Origin of the sequence: Paraburkholderia diazotrophica, from assembly GCF_900108945.1 — a bacterium.
GTDB lineage: Bacteria > Pseudomonadota > Gammaproteobacteria > Burkholderiales > Burkholderiaceae > Paraburkholderia > Paraburkholderia diazotrophica.
Window position 1 is genome coordinate 39117 of record NZ_FNYE01000011.1, and the last position, 17868, is coordinate 56984.

The 17868-nt window shown below is 63.3% G+C and carries 20 protein-coding genes; 17 read left to right on the forward strand and 3 right to left on the reverse strand.

Annotation, left to right across the window (positions count from 1 at the left end; genetic code table 11):
* Nucleotides 1–81: 81 nt before the first annotated feature.
* Both BMW76_RS15900 and BMW76_RS15905 read right to left on the reverse strand, forming a co-directional pair.
* Nucleotides 82–903 (reverse strand): EAL domain-containing protein, encoded by an 822-nt coding sequence (locus BMW76_RS15900; protein ID WP_090866608.1) that lies wholly within the window; start codon nucleotides 901–903, stop codon nucleotides 82–84.
* On the reverse strand, nucleotides 903–1280 hold the full coding sequence (locus BMW76_RS15905) for a transposase (RefSeq protein WP_143062272.1): 378 nt from the start codon (nucleotides 1278–1280) through the stop codon (nucleotides 903–905). The genes BMW76_RS15900 and BMW76_RS15905 overlap by 1 nt, the downstream gene beginning before the upstream one ends.
* Before the next feature lie 615 nt (nucleotides 1281–1895).
* Here BMW76_RS15905 and BMW76_RS15910 point away from each other — a divergent pair.
* From BMW76_RS15910 to BMW76_RS15990, 17 genes are all read left to right on the forward strand, one after another.
* Nucleotides 1896–2537: a response regulator transcription factor gene (locus BMW76_RS15910; protein ID WP_245763251.1), complete on the forward strand. Its 642-nt coding sequence runs from the start codon at nucleotides 1896–1898 to the stop codon at nucleotides 2535–2537.
* Between the two features lie 151 nt (nucleotides 2538–2688).
* Nucleotides 2689–4122, forward strand: coding sequence for an MFS transporter (locus BMW76_RS15915; protein ID WP_090866614.1), 1434 nt, complete (start codon nucleotides 2689–2691; stop codon nucleotides 4120–4122).
* Between the two features lie 54 nt (nucleotides 4123–4176).
* Nucleotides 4177–4977, forward strand: coding sequence for an N-acyl homoserine lactonase family protein (locus BMW76_RS15920; protein WP_090866616.1), 801 nt, complete (start codon nucleotides 4177–4179; stop codon nucleotides 4975–4977).
* A 13-nt stretch (nucleotides 4978–4990) separates the two neighbouring features.
* A complete protein-coding gene (locus BMW76_RS15925; protein WP_090866620.1) occupies nucleotides 4991–5776 on the forward strand; it encodes an SDR family oxidoreductase in 786 nt (261 codons plus the stop codon).
* Entirely contained in the window at nucleotides 5766–7163 is a 1398-nt protein-coding gene (locus BMW76_RS15930; RefSeq protein ID WP_090866622.1) for an MmgE/PrpD family protein, read from the forward strand. Before BMW76_RS15925 ends, BMW76_RS15930 begins: the two co-directional genes overlap by 11 nt.
* Nucleotides 7164–7194: 31 nt before the next feature.
* Nucleotides 7195–8118, forward strand: coding sequence for an NAD(P)-dependent oxidoreductase (locus BMW76_RS15935; protein WP_090866624.1), 924 nt, complete (start codon nucleotides 7195–7197; stop codon nucleotides 8116–8118).
* 44 nt (nucleotides 8119–8162) lie between these two features.
* The gene (locus BMW76_RS15940) at nucleotides 8163–8489 is read left to right on the forward strand and encodes an NIPSNAP family protein (protein ID WP_090866626.1); all 327 of its coding nucleotides are present in this window, start codon (nucleotides 8163–8165) and stop codon (nucleotides 8487–8489) included.
* Nucleotides 8490–8501: 12 nt separating this feature from the next.
* Nucleotides 8502–9413: an NAD(P)-dependent oxidoreductase gene (locus BMW76_RS15945; RefSeq protein ID WP_090866628.1), complete on the forward strand. Its 912-nt coding sequence runs from the start codon at nucleotides 8502–8504 to the stop codon at nucleotides 9411–9413.
* Between the two features lie 22 nt (nucleotides 9414–9435).
* Entirely contained in the window at nucleotides 9436–10866 is a 1431-nt protein-coding gene (locus tag BMW76_RS15950; RefSeq protein WP_090866923.1) for an aldehyde dehydrogenase family protein, read from the forward strand.
* Between the two features lie 138 nt (nucleotides 10867–11004).
* Nucleotides 11005–11400, forward strand: a complete 396-nt coding sequence (locus tag BMW76_RS15955; protein WP_090866630.1) for a carboxymuconolactone decarboxylase family protein — start codon at nucleotides 11005–11007, stop codon at nucleotides 11398–11400.
* Between the two features lie 73 nt (nucleotides 11401–11473).
* Complete coding sequence (locus tag BMW76_RS15960; protein ID WP_090866632.1) at nucleotides 11474–12823, forward strand: MFS transporter; 1350 nt, start codon at nucleotides 11474–11476, stop codon at nucleotides 12821–12823.
* A gap of 30 nt (nucleotides 12824–12853) precedes the next feature.
* Entirely contained in the window at nucleotides 12854–13762 is a 909-nt protein-coding gene (locus tag BMW76_RS15965; protein WP_090866634.1) for an NAD(P)-dependent oxidoreductase, read from the forward strand.
* A gap of 26 nt (nucleotides 13763–13788) precedes the next feature.
* Nucleotides 13789–14184 carry a cupin domain-containing protein gene (locus tag BMW76_RS15970; RefSeq protein WP_090866636.1) on the forward strand — a complete coding sequence of 132 codons (396 nt, stop codon included), beginning with the start codon at nucleotides 13789–13791 and terminating at the stop codon, nucleotides 14182–14184.
* An 85-nt stretch (nucleotides 14185–14269) separates the two neighbouring features.
* Nucleotides 14270–15061 (forward strand): carboxymuconolactone decarboxylase family protein, encoded by a 792-nt coding sequence (locus BMW76_RS15975; RefSeq protein ID WP_090866638.1) that lies wholly within the window; start codon nucleotides 14270–14272, stop codon nucleotides 15059–15061.
* Between the two features lie 7 nt (nucleotides 15062–15068).
* Entirely contained in the window at nucleotides 15069–15305 is a 237-nt protein-coding gene (locus BMW76_RS15980; protein WP_090866639.1) for a hypothetical protein, read from the forward strand.
* A gap of 11 nt (nucleotides 15306–15316) precedes the next feature.
* Nucleotides 15317–16075, forward strand: coding sequence for a 2,3-bisphosphoglycerate-dependent phosphoglycerate mutase (locus BMW76_RS15985; RefSeq protein WP_090866641.1), 759 nt, complete (start codon nucleotides 15317–15319; stop codon nucleotides 16073–16075).
* A 57-nt stretch (nucleotides 16076–16132) separates the two neighbouring features.
* On the forward strand, nucleotides 16133–16813 hold the full coding sequence (locus BMW76_RS15990; protein WP_090866643.1) for a GntR family transcriptional regulator: 681 nt from the start codon (nucleotides 16133–16135) through the stop codon (nucleotides 16811–16813).
* A gap of 183 nt (nucleotides 16814–16996) precedes the next feature.
* Here BMW76_RS15990 and BMW76_RS15995 read toward each other — a convergent pair whose 3' ends face one another.
* On the reverse strand, nucleotides 16997–17842 hold the full coding sequence (locus tag BMW76_RS15995; RefSeq protein ID WP_090866645.1) for an FAS1-like dehydratase domain-containing protein: 846 nt from the start codon (nucleotides 17840–17842) through the stop codon (nucleotides 16997–16999).
* Nucleotides 17843–17868: the final 26 nt, after the last annotated feature.

The window sequence follows — 17868 nt, forward strand, 5'->3', positions numbered from 1 at the left end:
GGAGCCGACATATAGAAAGGCGTTGAAAACAAATAGCGGATGCATGTTATTCGATATCCTGATGAATGGGCATCGCTATCTTCAGATCGCGCAAAACTCCTGCCTGCGTGACAGAAAGTCCTTCAACGCCTGTTGAGGGAGTGCTCGCGAAATGGCAAAGCCTTGCACGTAATCGCAGCCCGCCGTTCTCACTCGCTCGATGTCGACGGCTGTTTCGACGCCCTCGGCCGTGATGTGCAAACCTAGACGCTTGCCGACCAGTACGCAGGCATCCAGCGCTGCACGAGCTCTTGTGTCTTGCTCCGCATGTTGTACAAACGCGCGGTCGATCTTCAGTTCGGTGAAATGGCACTGCATGAGGCGAAGCAACGAGCTATGTCCAATGCCGAAGTCATCGATCGCAATTCCAAAGCCGCAGGTTCTCAGTTCTTCGGTCGCTTCGGGCAGCGCGGCATTGTCGTCGGCCGAACCCGTTTCGACGATTTCAAGCACGATGTGCTCCGGCTTCACGCCGCTTTCCCGCACCGTCCAAAGCAGATGCTCGCGTGCAGTGCGTTCTCCCAACATGCCGGCCGGAACGTTGACCGAAACGGTAAGCGGATAACCTGTTGCCGCCCAGTCGCGTTGCGCGACAAGCGTTTGCGACAGCATCGAATACGTCAACTTCCGGAGTGCAGCGGGTGTAACGCTTTCCAATAATCTCGCCGCAGACAAAGCGCCATGCACCGGGTCCATCACTCGCGCAAGCGCCTCAACGCCGGTGATTTTGCCCGTCGCAAGCTCGAACTTCGGCTGATACCACGCCGATATTGGCGGCAAGTCGTTCTCTGCCGGCCACTCGTGGGTGTGTGCGTGCTGGTAGGTCCGATACGGTTCGTGGAATAATTGCGCTTGCCCGTGCATCACATCCGTCGCACGGCTTCCAGTGACTGTCCGTGCTGTCGCGCTGAGGATGCCTGCCGCCTCAAGCGCGACCGGGTTTTGATCGACTGAAGCATCGTGTCGGCGGATTCGCCGAATAGTTGTGGAAGCGCTTCAGCCAGCAAACCCTTCTGCGACCAGATCTTGAAGCGGCGATGACATGTGCGAAAGTCGGGCGTGCGTGTCGGCAGTGCGGACCAGGGTACGCCATTCGAAATGACCCACAGCACGCATTCGAAAACGTCCCGATTGCGATAGCCGGGACGGCCACGCGTTTCCACCTTCGGCTCGCGGTCGAAAATCTGACTCACGCGAGTCCATTGCTCGTCTGTCAACACAGATTCGAATTTCACGTTCATATCGATCTCCAGGAATACTTCCAACGATACGAACGTGAGCAAGATGCTTCCATCGAATAACTTCGAATTTCGAAAGACCGACCTCCATTACAAGGTTCAACGCAAATCAGGTGAGCGAAGATCCAGTAAATAGAAATCCTTCTATAGCCAGGGCGCGAAAAAAAGCGCACCGTTTAGGGTGCGCCGAAATCGGAGAGAAAAAGACATATACGCGGTGTCAAATCGCGTTCATTCAGATTGCCGGTGGCGACCACCCAATGCAATCGAAGAAATTCGAAAATTTGGTCTTGGGGCGCACGTGCCGGGAAAGTGGTGTGCTTGTTCTCCACGTTTCCCCGTATGGATGAACGAAGTAGTTTTGTGCCGAACGGCCTGTGTCATTTCACGCGACGCCTGGGGTCTTTCAGCATTGGGAATTGTTTGATATACGTCGTCGTCCGATCTTACATATCGTTCACGACCGGCGTGAGTCAGAGCGCCGTGACGTTGCGAGCTGCTGCGCTATGAACGGGTTAATCGCCGTTTTGGTGTCGCACGAATCCGCGCCGGGGTTAAGCGTCCTTCGCAAGATCACTTCGATAGCTCTGAAAAATTATGGCGAATTTAGCGGACTGCGTGAACGTCGCGGTCGCAGACGATCACCCCATTGTCGTTCTTGCGATTTGCGACGCGTTGGCCGCTGTGCGGTCTTTCAACGTGATGGCGACTGCGGCTACAGGTACCGAGTTGCTGCGCGCAACGGAGTCAGGCGCTGTTCAACTGATCGTCACCGATCTTGTCATGCATTCGAAAGACCCGGATGACGACGGCCTCAAGCTCGTTCAGCGCTTGCGCCGGCAACGACCGGAAGCGCGGATTGTCGTCTTCACGATGACGACGAACAGAGGCGTTCTCCATCAATTGTGTCGCCTCGGCGTGGCGGCCATCGTCGGAAAGGATGAGGACGTCAGCGTGCTGGCCAGGATCTGCATGCGCGCGCTCGTCGAGAAAGAAACGATACTTTCTTCGACCATCACGCGCAGCCTTTCGATGGCGGGAAAAACCCAAAGAGATTTGCACCGTGCACAACCTTTGTCTCCGCGCGAAACAGAGGTCGTCCGGTTGATTGCGAACGGAATGTCGCTGACGGAAATCGCGCGAAAGCTGAATCGCTCGAAAGCGACGGTTGCAACGCAAAAGTACTCGGCCATGCGGAAACTCCACTTCGATAACGGGGCAGACCTGGTTCGCTTCGCATCCGAATTCGGCCTTTCATGACCCTCGCTCGCTGCCTCACGCCAGGCCATTTATCTTCTTGACGGATTGTATGACAGGAATATAATCCGTCAACAAGCGGACGGTTTGCCTTCTGGCGATCTGAAAAGAAGGCCGGCCCGTCGAAGAACGCCAACATGACGGAGACAGCACCATGCAGATGGATGCCAGTATCGGAGCGCGTCTGGACAGACTTCCTCTGTCGGGCTTCCATTGGCGTCTGCTGGGCCTGATCGCGGCCGGCATGTACTTCGATTCTTTCGATATCTACATCGCCGGCACGGTCCTTGCGGCGATGGTCCATAGCGGTGAGTCCACGCTAAGCCTCAACGCGACATTCGTATCCGTCACCTTTATCGGCATGATGACGGGCGCGTGGCTCTCCGGGTTGCTCGGCGATCGGTTTGGCCGCCGCTTCTGCTATCAGTTCAATCTCGGCATCTACGGCTTCGCGTCGGTTGCGGCGGCACTCGCGCCGTCGATCTACTGGCTGATCTTCTTCCGTCTCGTGATGGGCGTCGGCATGGGCGCGGAAATCGTCGTCGGGTACGGCACGCTCAGCGAGTTCATTCCCGCCGACTGGCGCGGCCGCTTCGGCACGATCCTCAATCTGATCATCAATACGTCGCTGTTCCTGTCGACGTTTCTCGGCTGGCTGATCGTGCCGCATTACGGCTGGCGATGGATGTTCGCGATCGCGGGATGCGGCGCGCTGGTCGTGTGGTTCCTGCGTAAGTCGATGCCGGAATCGCCGCGCTGGCTCGCATCGCGCGGACGCGCCGACGAAGCGCGGCAGATCGTCGAGCGCATCGAGACGGCGTGCGGCAGCACAGTGAACCGCAAGCCGCGTGTCATAGAGTCAGTCACGGAGTCATCAGCGCGCGAGTTCTATTCCAGCGAAACCAGCGAAACCAGCGATAGCGGCCGTCTCGGCGACCTGTTCTCGCGCCGTCTGTTGACGCGCACGATCACGGCCATCACGGTTCTCGTCGCGCTGTTCACAGTCAATTACGCGTTCGTCAGCTGGATACCGACGTTCCTCGTCAAGCAAGGGCACAGCGTGTCGAAATCGCTCGGCATCACGGCGCTGATGTTCGCGGGCGGCCCTGTCGGCTCGCTGATCGCCTTTGCACTCGCGGAGCACCTTGGACGAAAGTGGGGCATCGTATTGTTTTCGCTCGTCTGCGTGGGCTTCGGCATTGCCTACCCGTTCGCGCAGTCGGCGGTGGCGATCACGGCGCTCGGCTTTGCGATCACGTGCTGCATCTATGTGCTGTCGTCGTTCAGCGTCGCGACGTATGTGCCCGAACTGTTCCCTACGGAACTGCGGCTGCGCGGCTCGGGGCTCGCGAACACGGCGGGCCGCGCCGTCAGCATCGTCGTGCCGTATGCGGTCGCGAGCGCGTTCATGCGATTCGGCATCGCGGGCGTGCTGACGCTGATCGTCGGCACGCTGCTGGTTCAGGCGTTGATCGTCGGCGTGCTCGGCGCGGAAACGACGCAGCGCTCGCTCGAAGCGATCGCCGCCGATGCCGGTGTCACGAGCGCGGAAGCACAGGAAGGACGCGCGGCGGCTGCGATGGAGTGAATGGCCGCGCATGCATTTGCACACGATCACCCCATGAAAAAGGACACTTGAGACATGTCATCGCCCGCTGGGAACTACCGGATCTACGCAGTCAAGTACGCGCATTTCGAGCGCCGCTCCGGCGACAACTTCATCGGCGGCGATTCTCATGATGTGCCGATGCCGCTCGATTACTTCGTGTGGGCCGTGGTGGGCGAGTCGCGCACGTTCATCGTCGACACGGGCTTCGATCAGGCGATGGCCGACAAGCGCGGCCGCACGATCACGAACACGGTCGAGGGCGGGCTCAGGCAAATCGGCATTCGCGCCGATACCGTCGAAGACGTGATCATCACGCACATGCACTACGACCACGCGGGCAACCACTCGCTGTTTCCGCGCGCGCGTTATCACCTTCAGGACCGCGAGATGGCGTATTGCACGGGCCGCTGCATGTGTCATCACGCGCTGAGCCATCCGTTCGAACCCGAGGACGTGAAGTCGATGGTCGGCCGTCTGTTCGAAGGACGTGTGCAGTTTCATGAAGGCGCATCGGAGATCGCGCCGGGCTTGAGCGTGCATTGGGTCGGCGGCCATACGAACGGCCTGCAGATCGTGCGCGTGCATACGCAGCGCGGCTGGATCGTACTCGCATCCGATGCGTCGCATTTCTACGCGAACATGCAGGAGCATCGGCCGTTTCCCGTCGTCTACAACGTCGGCGACATGCTGCAAGGCTACGAAACCGCGCATCGGCTGGCGAGTTCGCCGAATCACGTGATTCCCGGTCACGATCCCGCCGTGCTGACGCGCTATCCGTCGCATGATCGGGAAACCGAGGGCTGGATCGTGCGGCTCGATGCTCAAGAGCGATAGGGCGGTACGAGACATGACGTTGAAAGGCAAGGGCGCGCTCGTCACGGGTTCGTCGAACGGATTGGGACTCGCGATGGCGCGCGCGCTCGCATCTGCGGGCTGTGACGTCGTGCTGCACGGCCTCGAAGCGCCGCAGCAGATGACGGGCACGACGGACGAACTGGCGAACGCTTTCGATGTGAACGTCGCCTATGTGCAAGCCGATCTCGCGACGCCGGCGGGCGTCGATGCGCTGATCGGCGCGGCGCGCGAGCGCGTGAGTTCACTCGACGTGCTGGTCAACAATGCAGTCGTCCGGCATTTCGCGGGCATCGAAGCATTTCCGCTCGATCATTGGAACAACTCGCTCGCGGTCAATCTGACGGCCGCGTTTCGCGCGATTCAACAGGTGTTGCCCGGCATGCGCGAGCGCGGCTGGGGACGCCTCTTCAACATGACGTCGGTGTATGGCACGCGTGCGGTTGCCAATCGCGTCGACTATGTGACGACGAAGACGGCGCTGCTCGGCCTCACGCGCTCGGTGGCGATCGAAACGCTGAATCAGGGCATCACGTGCAATGCAATCTGTCCGGGCTCGGTGCTCACGCCGAACATCGACGGCCGCATCCATGCATTGATGGACGAGCGCGGCTTGAATCGCAGCGACGCCGTGCGCGAATTCCTCAAGGGCAAGCAGCCGACGGGCGAACTCGTCGTTGCAGAACATGTCGGCGATATGGTCGTGTTTCTGTGCGGGCCGTCGGCCAGCCAGATAACGGGCGCGATGATGCCAATAGAAGGAGGCTGGCTTGCAGGCTGATTCAATCGACACTCGCACCATGCGCAACGGCGCATTGACCCGCACGCTCGCAGGCTTCGTCGCCGATACGCAGTGGCAAGATCTGCCCGCTGCCGTGCGCAGCGAAGCGAAACGCGCGCTCGTCAATTACTTTGCAGTCGCTCTCGCGGGCTCGCACGATCCGACGCTCGACAAGGCCGTGTCCGTCTATGGCCGTTTTCGCGCCGATGACAATGCGACGATTGTCGGCCGCAGCGAGCGCACCGACATGCTGAACGCGGCCGCGCTCAACGCGATGAGCGCAAACGTGTACGACTTCGACGACACGCACATCGCGACCATCATCCATCCGACGGCGCCCGTCGCCGCCGCGCTCTTCGCGCTCGCCGAGTCGCATGCAATGAGCGGCGAAGCGTTGTTGCTCGCGTTCGTGCTCGGCGTCGAAGTGGAGTGCCGCATCGGCAACGCGGTGTCGCCGGAGCACTATCAGCGCGGCTGGCACATCACGTCGACATGCGGCGTGTTCGGCGCGGCGGCCGCCGTTGCGAAGGCACAGGGGCTCGATGAAAACGCAATCGTGTGGGCGCTCGGCAATGCGTCCGCGCAAACGGGCGGACTGGTCGAAACGCTCGGCACCATGTCGAAGAGCATCAGCGTCGGCAATGCGGCGCGCAATGGGCTGCTGTCGGCGCTGCTTGCCGAAGACGGCTTCTCCGGACCCGATGCGCCGCTCGAAGGCGAGCGCGGCTTCCTGCGTGTGACGGCGTCGCATCCGCATTGGCACGCGCTTACGCAAGCGCTCGGGTGCGAGTGGGCGTTGCTGAGCAACACCTACAAGCCGTATCCGTGCGGCGTCGTGCTCAATCCGGTAATCGACGCGTGCCTCGACTTGCGGCGCATCATCAGCAACGACGCGCGCTGGTCCATCGACGATATCGAGCAGGTCGAGCTGACGGGGCATCCGCTGCTGCGCGAGCGCACCGACCGGCCAGGCGTGCGCACGGGCCGCGAATCGCAGGTCAGCGCGCAACATGCGGTCGCTGTCGTGTTGTCGCGCGGCAAGGCGGGGCTCGAAGAGTTCAGCGATGCCGCCGTCGCCGATCCGTCGCTGCGCGCGTTGGCAAACCGGCTGCGTTTCGTCGATGACGCATCGTGGCCCGTTGAAGCGGCGCAAGTGACGATCGTGCTGCGTTCCGGTGAACGCCTCTCGCATCGCGTGCATGCCGCGCGCGGCAGTCTTGCCGCGCCGCTCGCGAACGTCGAGCTTGCGGACAAGCTGCATCGCCTCACGGCATATGGGCGCTCGGGCATCGACGCGCAACCGCTCGTCGAGCGCTTATGGAAGTTCGAGCACGAGCCCGACGCAGCCGCTGTGGTGCGTCTCACGCGCGCTCGTGGCTCGAATTGACGCAGAAGTTTTTTCATTCACGAGGATTGTCATGTCGAGTAGTCAGGCATCAAGTGAGCAACGCGGACCGTTGCTCGGTTTCGTCGGCGTCGGCACGATGGGCCGGCCGATGGCGCGTCGGCTGATCGAAGCGGGTCATGCCGTCGTCGTGTACGACCGCGATGACGCGGCCGTTGCGGAACTCAAGTCGATCGGCGCACAGGCGGCCGCATCGGTGCGCGAAGTGGCCGATAGCGCACGCATCGTGTTCACGAGCCTGCCGACGCCCGCGATCTTCAGGAACGTCGCGCTCGGCGATGGCGGTCTTGTCGAAGGCAACGCGATAAAGATCCTCGTCGATCTGTCGACGGTCGGCTCGCGCATCGAAAAGGAAGTCGCCGATGGTTTGCTCGCAAAGGGAATCGAGACCGTCGATGCGCCCGTGAGCGGGGGCGCAGCGGGCGCGAAGAAGGGCACGCTCGCGATCATGGCAGCGGGCAATCCCGTTGCGCTCGAAGAAGTGCGCGGCCTCTTCGATGTGCTCGGCAAGGTGTTCGTCGTTGGCGACAAGGCGGGGCAAGGGCAGTTGCTCAAGCTGCTGAACAACATGCTGTCGTCGACGGCGTTTGCGATCACGTCCGAGGCCTTCGTCGCCGGCATGCGCGGCGGGCTGGACCCGGAAGTCATGATGTCGGTGATCAACGCGGGCAGCGGCAAGAACGGCGCGACGCTCGACAAGTTTCCGAAGCACGTGCTGCCGCGCACATTCGACTTCGGCTTTCCTGTCGGCAGCGTGTGCAAGGACATTGGCCTCGCCGTCGACGAATGCCAGGCGCTCGGCGTGCCGATGTGGGTGGGCAGCGTCGCGCGCCAGATGTGGAACTACGCCGCGATGCAAGACGGCGCCGCGCGCGACATGACGGAGTTGGTCAAGTACGTCGAACGCTGGTCGTCCGTCGACGGGCTTGCGGACTGAACCGGGCACACGAATCTGAATAGCACACAACCACGGAGAATCACATGATCGTTGAAATGCGCATCTATCACTGCGCGCCGACGCGCCTGCCGGCCTTGCTCGACCGCTTCACGAACACGACGCTGGGCTTCTTCGAAAAGTACGGCATCCAGCAGATCGGTTTCTGGACCACGCTGATCGGCCCGAGCAATCACGCGCTCACGTACATGCTGAAGTGGGAAAGCCTCGCCGAGCGCGAGCAGAAGTGGAACGCGTTTCAGGCCGACGCCGAATGGATCGCGAAGCGCGCCGCGACGGAAGCGGAGAAGCCGATTGTGGAGCGCATCGAGAATCACTTCCTCACGCCGACCGCGTTCTCCGCGCTGCGCTAGGAGACGGCTCTCATGGCACAGCAACGACCCACGCGCATCGGCTTCATCGGGCTCGGCATGATGGGCGGGCCGATGGTGCAATGCCTCGCGAACGCCGGCTTCGACCTGTACATCGACGATGCCGATGCGACGCGCGCCGACGCGCTCGCCACACAAACGGGCGCTCAGCGTCTGCGCAAGGACAATGCCGCGTCGCTCGACGCATTGATCACGATGCTGCCGAATTCGGCGATCGTCGAAAGCGTGCTGCTCGGCGGCGGCGCGAACGGATGGGCGAGCTTGCTAGCGAAGGGCGCCGTCGTCATCGACATGAGCTCGTCGGAACCGGAGCGCTCGCGCAAGCTCGGCTCGGTGCTCGAAGAACGCGGTCTCGCGTATCTGGATGCGCCCGTATCGGGCGGCGTGAAGAAAGCGAAGGAAGGCACGCTGGCGATTCTCGTCGGCGGCCGCGAAGACGTGCTCGCGCAATGCAAGCCCGTGCTCGAAGCGATGGGCAAGAGCATTCTGCACATCGGCGGCGCAGGCGCGGGGCACGCGGCGAAGGCGCTGAATAACTATGTGTCGGCGACGGGACTGGCTGCGACGGTCGAGGCGCTGCACGTCGCGCAGCGCTTCGGCATCGAGCCGGACGCGATGACGGACGTGCTGAACGCATCGTCTGGCCGCAGCAACACATCGGAAAACAAGGTCAAGCAGTTCATGCTGAGCGGCACGTTCGCCTCCGGCTTCGCGCTGCAATTGATGAACAAGGATCTGAAGATCGCGCGTGCGCTTGCGCAGTCGGTCGGCTATCCGATGACGCTCGGTGCGACCTGCACGTCGATGTGGGACGAAGCCGCGCAACATTCGACGCCCACGACCGACCACACCGAAATGTACCGCCTGCTCGATGTGTACCGCCTGCTCGATGGCGATGCGCGCTGATCTCTTTGCTCCGGAGCCTGCCATGTCACATGCAGCGCAGTTTTATATCGACGGACGCTGGGCCGAGCCCGCGTCCCCACGATGGTTCGATATCGTCGATCCGTCGACTGAAGTGCCGTTCGAACGGCTCGCGATCGGCAATGCGCAAGACGTCGATCGCGCGGTTGCCGCCGCGCGCCGCGCGTTTCCTGCATGGTCCGCGACGAGTGTCGCGGAGCGTGTCGCGTTGCTGCGGCGCGTGCTGAGCATCTACGAGCGCCGTTACGACGAATTCGCGGAGGCGATGCGCCGCGAGATGGGCGCGCCCATCACGTTCGCGCGCAACGGCCAGGCGGCACGCGGTCCGGCGCATCTGAATGCGCTGATCGACGTGCTGGAGCGCTTCGCATTCGAGGAGCAGCGCGGCAGCACGCGTGTCGTGCTCGAAGCGATCGGCGTGTGCGGGCTGATTACGCCGTGGAACTGGCCTGTCAACCAGATCGTCGTGAAGATCGCGCCCGCGCTCGCGGCCGGTTGCACGATGGTGCTCAAGCCGAGCGAGTATTCGCCGCTGAGCGCGCTGCTGTTCGCCGAAGTGCTCGACGAAGCGCAAGTGCCCGCAGGCGTGTTCAATCTCGTGAACGGCGATGGTCCCGGCGTCGGCGAGGCGATCGCGAGTCATCCGGATATCGACATGGTGTCGTTCACGGGCTCGACGCGCGCGGGCGTGCTGGTCGCGCAGGCAGCCGCGCCGAGCGTCAAGCGCGTTGCGCAGGAACTGGGCGGCAAGTCCGCGAACATCCTGCTCGACGACGTCGATCTCGACGAAGCAGTGAAGCGCGGCGTCGCCGCATGCTTCACGAACGCGGGCCAGTCGTGCTCGATTCCGACGCGCATGCTGGTGCCGCGTCATCTGATGAACGATGCGGCGCAGATCGCGAAACGCGCGGCGGAAGGCTATCGCGTCGGGCCGACCGACGAGCCGTCGACGCAGCTCGGACCGCTCGTGAACCGCAACCAGTTCGAGCGCGTGCAGGCGTTGATCCAGAAGGGCATCGACGAAGGCGCGCGGCTCGTGACGGGCGGCACGGGATTGCCCGCCGGCATCGAGAAAGGCTATTACGCAAAGCCGACCGTCTTCGCCGACGTCACGCCCGACATGACGATCGCGCGCGAGGAAATCTTCGGGCCGGTGCTGTCGATGATCGCGTACGACAGTGAAGACGAAGCCATCGCGATTGCCAACGGCACCGACTACGGTCTCGCCGCTTACGTGCAATCGGGCGACGTCGCGCGCGCCCGCAAGGTTGGCCGTGCGCTGCGCGCGGGCGGCGTGCATCTGAACTATCCGCCCGCCGATTTCAACGCGCCGTTCGGCGGCTACAAGCGCTCGGGCAACGGCCGGGAGTGGGGCGAAGGGGGTTTGCGCGAGTATCTGGAAACGAAGGCGCTGGTCGGTTACGGCACGGATTGATGGGTAGTGGCTCGCGGCGAGAGTCAGGCCGCGAGTCAAAAAAATTTTGCGCATCTTGATTGTCAGACAATCATCGCGTCAGGCAGTCCGGGTGCGCGGAGCGGTTGAACGGGTAGAGCAACAGAGAGGACCTTGAAGATGGATAGCAACGAACGTTTCGATAAAGGCTTTGAAAACCGCAAGGAAGTGCTCGGCGCGGGGCATGTGGAGAAGTCGTGGGCCAACGCCGACGACTTCAACCGGCCCATGCAGAAGTACGTCACGGAGTGCTGCTGGGGCGACATCTGGGGCGACACGACGCTGTCGTTCAAGACGCGCAGCATGCTGAACCTCGGGATGCTCACGGCGATGAGCCAGCACCACGAGCTGTCCGTGCACGTGAAGGGCGCGCTGCGCAACGGCGTGACGAAGGAAGAGATCCGCGCGGTGCTGATGCAGGCGGCCATTTACTGCGGCGTGCCGCTCGCGCTGGCCGCGTTCCGCGTCGCGACGGAAGCGATCAAGGCATACGAAGCGGAGACTTCGGCAGTCTGAATGCGAGTTCACTGATCTACGGAATTGACCACACCAAAGCACCACACGGTGCCGACAAAGAATGGAGACATCGATGAAGACCCTCACTGCGACTGATGTCATACAGTCGGAACGCGAGCAGTCGATAGAAACGAAAAGACGCAACGCCATCAAAGGCGCGTTCTTCTCCGAGTACATCGACATGTTCGATATTTACCTGCCCGTCGTCGTGCTGTCCCCCGTGCTGGCGTTCTTTCAGCCGCCGCATCTGTCGAGCGGCATGGAGACGATACTCGCGTCGCTCGTGTTCATCACGACGCTGCTCGGGCGGCCGATCGGCGCGCTGCTGTTCGGGATGATCGCGGACCGCATCGGGCGCCGCAAGGCGTCGATCTGGTCGGTGTCGGGCTTCGGCGTCGTCACGCTGCTGATCGCGCTGCTGCCGGGCTACGAGAGCATCGGCATCGTGTCGTACTGGGCACTCGTGCTATTGCGCTTCGTCGACGGCATCTTTCTCGGCGGCGGCTACACGGGCGCGATGCCGCTCGCCATCGAGTATTCGAAGAAGGGGCAGCGCGGCTTTGTCGGCGGCTTCATCATCGCGGGCTTTCCGGCTGCGTATGTGTCGATCAACCTCGTCGCGATGCTGATGTTCGCGCTTTTTCCGCTCAACGGCATGCACTCGCCTTACGCGCAATGGGGCTGGCGCATTCCGTTCGTGTTGGGCGCGGTGCTCGCGGGCATCCTCGCGATGTACTACGTGCACAAGGTTGCCGAATCGGAGATCTGGGAAAGCGAAACGGCCGAGAAAGGCCCTCAGCCGGAGAAGCTGCCGCTGACTGATCTTCTGCGCGGCAAGAGCGGACGCAACCTGCTTCAGGTGCTGGTCATGATGACGGGCTTCTGGCTCACGCAAAACATCATCACGATCTTTCTGCCGACGGGGCTGCTCGTGAAGACGCTGCATCTGACGGGCTTCCAGATGACGTCCACGTTGATGATCACGTACTTCGTGCTGTTCTTCAGCTACATCGGCTCGGGGATGATCGCGCAGGTCATCGGGCGGCGGCGCTTCTTCGCGATCGTCGGCCCGCTGATCGCAACGGTCGGTGCGGCGCTGCTGTATGTGCTCGCGAACGTCGACGGGCTGTCGCTGGCGACCATCATCGCGCTCGTCTGCGTGCTTGCCGTGCTCGTGACGTCGCCGTGGGGCGTGATCGTCACGTACATCAACGAACGCTTCCTCACCGATGTGCGCGCAACGGGCTTCGGCGTCGGCTTCAGCCTGTCGGTGATCATCCCGTCGTTCTACGCGTTCTACATGAACTGGCTCGGTGCGTTCATGCCGTTGCGGCTGACGTCGGTGGTGCTGCTTTGCATCGGCGGACTGATCGGCGCAATCGGCGCGCTGATGGGACCGGAAACGAAGGACGTCGACTTCTGACGAACGACTACCAGTAAGGGAATAGCGGAAATGAACAAGGAACGGATCGGATTCATCGGTCTCGGCAACATGGGCGGCCGGATGACGCGGCGTCTCGTCGATGCGGGCATCGCCGTGCTCGGCTACGACACCGTGCCCGAGCGCGTGAAGGCCGCGGGCGCGCAGGTCGCGGCGAGCGTGGCCGACGTGATGAAGTTCGCCGACGTCGTCATGTTGTCGCTGCCGGACAGCAAGGTCGTCGAGGCGGTGGTCGAAGGCGAGGGCGGCGTGCTCGCGAATTGCCGCGCGGGACAGATCGTCGTCGATCTGAGCACGGCGGCCGCAAGCTCGACGATACGGCTCGCGCAGCGCTTCACGCAATGCGGCGCGCAGTATGTCGACGCGGGCATCTCGGGCGGCGCGGCGGCCGCCGGGAAGGGCACGCTGACGCTGATGGTCGGCGGCGACGCGAGCGCCGTCGCGGCGCTCAAATGGGCGTTCGCGCCGATCGCCGCGAAGGTCGCGCACATGGGCGACAGCGGCGCGGGACATACGACCAAGCTGCTGAACAACTTCCTCAATGCCGTGAGCCTCGCGGCGAGCGCGGAAGTCATGGTGGCGGGCAAGAAGGCGGGGCTCGATCTGCATCTGCTGCTCGACGTGCTCAACAGCAGCAGCGGCGTGAACTTCGCGACGCTGAACCGCTTTCCGAAGATCGTCGACGGCGACTATCTGGAAGGCGGGCTGACGGGCAAGCTGATGACGAAGGACGTCGTGCTCTATGTCGATCTCGCGCGCGAGCTGGGTGTGGTGTCGCTGAACGCGGCGGGGCCGCTCGCGAGCTTCGGGCTGGGCACGGCGCTCGGCTATGGCGATGTGATCAGCAACCGGGTCGTCGATGCGATCGGCGACGTGTCGGGCGGCGTGCGGCTGTTCGACGGCCAGCGCAAGGGTTCGTAACCAGGAAAAGCAGAGGAGAAGCAGGCATGAAGGTATTTCACGGCAGGGCGGACGGCAAACTGTCGGAGCAGCGCGGCGAGACGTTTTCGGGCACGGTGTGGGCCGACCCCGTGATGCCGGCGACGGACGGCGTCACGATCAACACAGTGTTCTTCGCGCCGCGCGGGCGCACGTACTGGCATACGCACGAGCATGGCCAGGTGCTGCAGGTGACGGCGGGCAAAGGCTGGATCTGCAAGGAAGGCGAGGCGCCGCAGGAAATCCGCCAGGGCGACATCGTGTTCATCGGGCCGAACGAGCGCCACTGGCACGGCGCGAGCGACGGCAGCTACATGGTGCACATTGCCACGTCGATCGGCAAGGCGACGTGGCAGGAAGAAGTGGCCGAGGCCGATTATCCGAAGGGGCTCGACGCGCGCTGATGCAGAGCGCGGAATGCGGCGCGTGCCGTGTTTCGCGTTCCGCGCAGGCGGGCATTCGATCATCGCCATCATGAGGAACGAGTGAATGGATCAGGGAGCGCAGCGGGCGCGCGCGCAACGCGAGGCGCAGCAGATCAAGGACGACTTCGTGCGCGTGCACGGCGTCTGGAACGCCGCATGGGACAGCATGCTTCGTCTCGATGCGGGCTTTGTCGATGCATATGTGCAGTTCTCGGCGGTGCCGCAGCGTAGAAATCATCTCGACGACAAGGTGCGCGCGTTCATCGCGCTCGCCGCCGATGCATGCGCAACGCAGTTGTACGGGCCCGGCGTCGCGCATCATCTGGAACGCGCGCTTGCATTTGGCGCGACGGGTGAGGAACTGATGGAAGTGCTCGAACTGATCAGCACGATCGGCATACATACGAGCAATGTCGGCGTGCCTGTGCTGCTCGAAGTGCTCGAAGAGGAAGGACTGCGCGCCGGGCCAACGCCGCTCGACGAACGGCGCCGCGCGCTGAAGGAAGCCTTCGAAAAGAATCGCGGGTATTGGCATCCGACATGGGAAGGCCTGCTCGAACTCGATCCCGATCTGTTCGAGGCTTATGTAGCGTTTTCGTCGGTGCCTTGGCGCACGGGCGTGCTGAGTCCTAAGGTCAAGGAGTTCATGTATTGCGCGTTCGACGCTTCGTCGACGCATCTGTATGTGCCGGGCCTCAAGCTGCACATGCGCAACGCGCTGCGCTACGGCGCGACGGCGGAAGAACTCATGGAACTGCTGGAGATCGTCAGCACGACGGGGATTCACGGCGCGGAACTCGGCGCGCCGCTGCTCGAAGCGGCGCTGGCGAAGCAGCGCATCGCTGCGGAGGCGTGATACGCAGATGAAACGCAACAGCACGAATCTGCCGCGCGATATCGTGCGCGATATGGTCCGCGATCCTGCGCGCGGCGCTGTGCGCAACCCGGCGCGCGAGTCCGCGCGGCCGCCAATGACGCTGCGCGCACGCAACGCAAACTCGACGTTCCGCGCGTTCCAGGCGGCGCCGCTGTCGCGGCTGGCATCGAACGGCAACGAGCACGCGCACGTCCGCACAGCCGCGATCCTGGGCTACAACTAGACGAGGTCAGCATGGCGGATTACGCAACGCTCGTGGTCTTGCGTCACGCCCAGTCGGAATGGAACCGCACGAACCGCTTCACGGGCTGGATGGACGTCCCGCTGTCGGCGCACGGCGTCGAGCAGGCGATGCACATCGGCGAGCAGATGCGCTCGCTGTCGTTGCGCTTCGATCTGGCCGTCACGTCGGTGCTGAGCCGCGCGGGACACACGCTCGATCTGATCGTCGGCCGGTGCGGAGCGCCGAGGCAGCCCGTCGTGCGTTCGTGGCGTCTGAACGACCGCCATTACGGCGCGCTCACGGGCATGGACAAGGACGCAGCGGCCGGCTCCTACGGCGCTGCGCAGGTGCGCGCATGGCGGCGTGGTTTCGCTGAAGCGCCGCCGCCGCTCGATGCCGCGCGGCAGCAGGCGATCGTCGCGCAATTCGCCGGCGCTGCGCTGCCGCATCCCGATGCGTTGCCGCGCACCGAAAGCCTGCGCGATACGCTCGCGCGCGTGCTGCCGCTCTGGGAAACAACGGTGACGCCCGCGTTGCGCAATGGCGAATCGGTGCTGATGGTCGCGCACGGCAACGCGTTGCGCGCGCTGTTCAAGCATCTCGACGGAATCGACGACGCGCGGATCGCCTCGCTCGAAGTCGCGCACGCGGAACCGCTCGTGCTCCGCTTCGACGACGCGCTGCGAATCGTGTCGCGCGCCGGGCTCGGTTCGCTGATGCAAGCTCGGCGCGCGTCCGCCGACCCGAAATTATGCTCGCCGGACGTCTGAAACGGGCAGCGGTGAAGTATCATAGCGACTGGGTTTTTGTCGGACGGGAAGACAATAATGTCGACTGATATCGGGTTGGTCCGGCCGGAGACGCTGCGTCACCAGGTCGAAAACGTGCTGCGCCAGGCCATTATGAGCGGGCGCTTTGCGCCGGGCGCGCGTCTGATCGAGCGCGAGCTTTGCGAGACGCTGGGCGTGAGCCGGACCTCGGTGCGCGAGGCGTTGCGCAAGCTGGAGGCGGAAAAGCTCGTGCGGAATGTGCCGCACAAGGGGCCCGTGGTCGCGGTGATGTCGCGCGCCGAGGCCGCCGAACTCTACGCGTTGCGCGCGTTGCTCGAAGGCTTCGCGGCGCACGAATTCGCGCGGCTCGCCAGCGACGAGGCCATCGCCCAGTTCGGCGAGGCCGCGAAGATGCTGCGTGCCCAGGCGACCGCGCAAGACCAGAACGGCGTGCTCAAGGCCAAGGCGGCCCTGTACGATGTGTTGCTCGACAACTGCGGCAACCATCTCGTGAAGGAAATCCTGAACAGCCTTTACTCGCGCGTGAATCTGCTGCGCGCGACATCGCTGATGCATCCCGACCGGCTGCCGAGCAGCCTGCGCGAAATCGACAGGCTGCACAAGGCGCTGAAGGCGCGCGATGCGGACGAGGCACAGGAGCTTGCCCGCCAGCACGTGCTGAACGCGGAGAAGGCGGCGTTTCGGATGCTAGAAGGGCAGGGTGAAGACGAAGCTTAGGCGTTGACGCGTCGAAGGCCGAAGCGTGGCTGAGCACTTCGCCGACTGCAGTCGGAATTCGCCCGACGCGATCTTCGGCATTCGCACAGATCGCGCACTGCCTCCCGGATGTCCTGATACGCGTCGTCGCTGGTGCCTGCAATGTCGATCATGATTTGCCCGTGTGCCTGTGTGTGTGCGTCGTCAGGCGAGCGTGGCGCGAGCGCTCATGCCGAGCCAGCCTTCGTGATCCTTCGACCAGAGCTCGACCGTCTTGCCGTCTGCGGAAGGTTGGCCGCACAGATGCAGTGCGTTGCCCGCAAAGCAAGGCCGCATCGCCCGGTACGAGAAGTCGAGCACGACGGCATCGGGCCGCTCGCGACGCAGCAGATCCATCAGCAGCGTGGCAATCAGCGGCCCGTGCACGATGAGACCCGGGTAGCCCTCCGTTTGCGTCACATAAGGCGTGTCGTAGTGGATGCGATGCGCGTTGAAGGTCAGCGCCGAGTAGCGAAAGAGGAATGTCTCGTCGGGCGTGAGCGTGCGTTGCCATGCGGCGTCGGCGGGCGCGGCGGTCGGCGCGTGTGCAGCGGAAGCCGACAGTTCGCGATAGACGATGTCGTGCTCTTCGTCGATCGCGAGCGCGCCGAGGCACTCGATCCGATGTCCGACCGTGACGAAGCCGAGCTTGCCCGTGCGCCCCTGTTTTTCGCGCACGTCGAGAATGCTCGATGCGCGCGTGATGCGCTCGCCGACGATCACGGGCGCCGTAAAGCGCAGCCGGCCGCCCGCCCACATGCGGCGCGGCAGGCCGAGATCGGGGAGAAAGGTACCTTTGCTGCCTTTGCGCGGGTGGCCGTCTTCGGCGATCAGCGACTGCCTGACGATCGGCCTGAAGAAGATCCAGTGCCACAAAGGCGGAAGCGCATCGCGCTCGGCGGGGGCGGTGTCGTAGTCGAGCGTGGCCGCGAGCGCCGCTACGGAGGTGGGCGCGACGATGTCGACGGCGCTTTCCGTGCACTTTTCATTCGATGCGGACGGGTCGTCCATGTGAAGTCTCCGTCGCTGGCATATTC

Coding starts and splice junctions, on each gene's coding strand:
- BMW76_RS15900 (WP_090866608.1), bottom strand. CDS start 903: ATGCACGGGCAAGCGCAATTATTCCACGAACCGTATCGGACCTACCAG.
- BMW76_RS15905 (WP_143062272.1), bottom strand. CDS start 1,280: ATGAACGTGAAATTCGAATCTGTGTTGACAGACGAGCAATGGACTCGC.
- BMW76_RS15915 (WP_090866614.1), top strand. CDS start 2,689: ATGCAGATGGATGCCAGTATCGGAGCGCGTCTGGACAGACTTCCTCTG.
- BMW76_RS15920 (WP_090866616.1), top strand. CDS start 4,177: ATGTCATCGCCCGCTGGGAACTACCGGATCTACGCAGTCAAGTACGCG.
- BMW76_RS15925 (WP_090866620.1), top strand. CDS start 4,991: ATGACGTTGAAAGGCAAGGGCGCGCTCGTCACGGGTTCGTCGAACGGA.
- BMW76_RS15935 (WP_090866624.1), top strand. CDS start 7,195: ATGTCGAGTAGTCAGGCATCAAGTGAGCAACGCGGACCGTTGCTCGGT.
- BMW76_RS15940 (WP_090866626.1), top strand. CDS start 8,163: ATGATCGTTGAAATGCGCATCTATCACTGCGCGCCGACGCGCCTGCCG.
- BMW76_RS15945 (WP_090866628.1), top strand. CDS start 8,502: ATGGCACAGCAACGACCCACGCGCATCGGCTTCATCGGGCTCGGCATG.
- BMW76_RS15950 (WP_090866923.1), top strand. CDS start 9,436: ATGTCACATGCAGCGCAGTTTTATATCGACGGACGCTGGGCCGAGCCC.
- BMW76_RS15955 (WP_090866630.1), top strand. CDS start 11,005: ATGGATAGCAACGAACGTTTCGATAAAGGCTTTGAAAACCGCAAGGAA.
- BMW76_RS15960 (WP_090866632.1), top strand. CDS start 11,474: ATGAAGACCCTCACTGCGACTGATGTCATACAGTCGGAACGCGAGCAG.
- BMW76_RS15965 (WP_090866634.1), top strand. CDS start 12,854: ATGAACAAGGAACGGATCGGATTCATCGGTCTCGGCAACATGGGCGGC.
- BMW76_RS15970 (WP_090866636.1), top strand. CDS start 13,789: ATGAAGGTATTTCACGGCAGGGCGGACGGCAAACTGTCGGAGCAGCGC.
- BMW76_RS15975 (WP_090866638.1), top strand. CDS start 14,270: ATGGATCAGGGAGCGCAGCGGGCGCGCGCGCAACGCGAGGCGCAGCAG.
- BMW76_RS15980 (WP_090866639.1), top strand. CDS start 15,069: ATGAAACGCAACAGCACGAATCTGCCGCGCGATATCGTGCGCGATATG.
- BMW76_RS15985 (WP_090866641.1), top strand. CDS start 15,317: ATGGCGGATTACGCAACGCTCGTGGTCTTGCGTCACGCCCAGTCGGAA.
- BMW76_RS15990 (WP_090866643.1), top strand. CDS start 16,133: ATGTCGACTGATATCGGGTTGGTCCGGCCGGAGACGCTGCGTCACCAG.
- BMW76_RS15995 (WP_090866645.1), bottom strand. CDS start 17,842: ATGGACGACCCGTCCGCATCGAATGAAAAGTGCACGGAAAGCGCCGTC.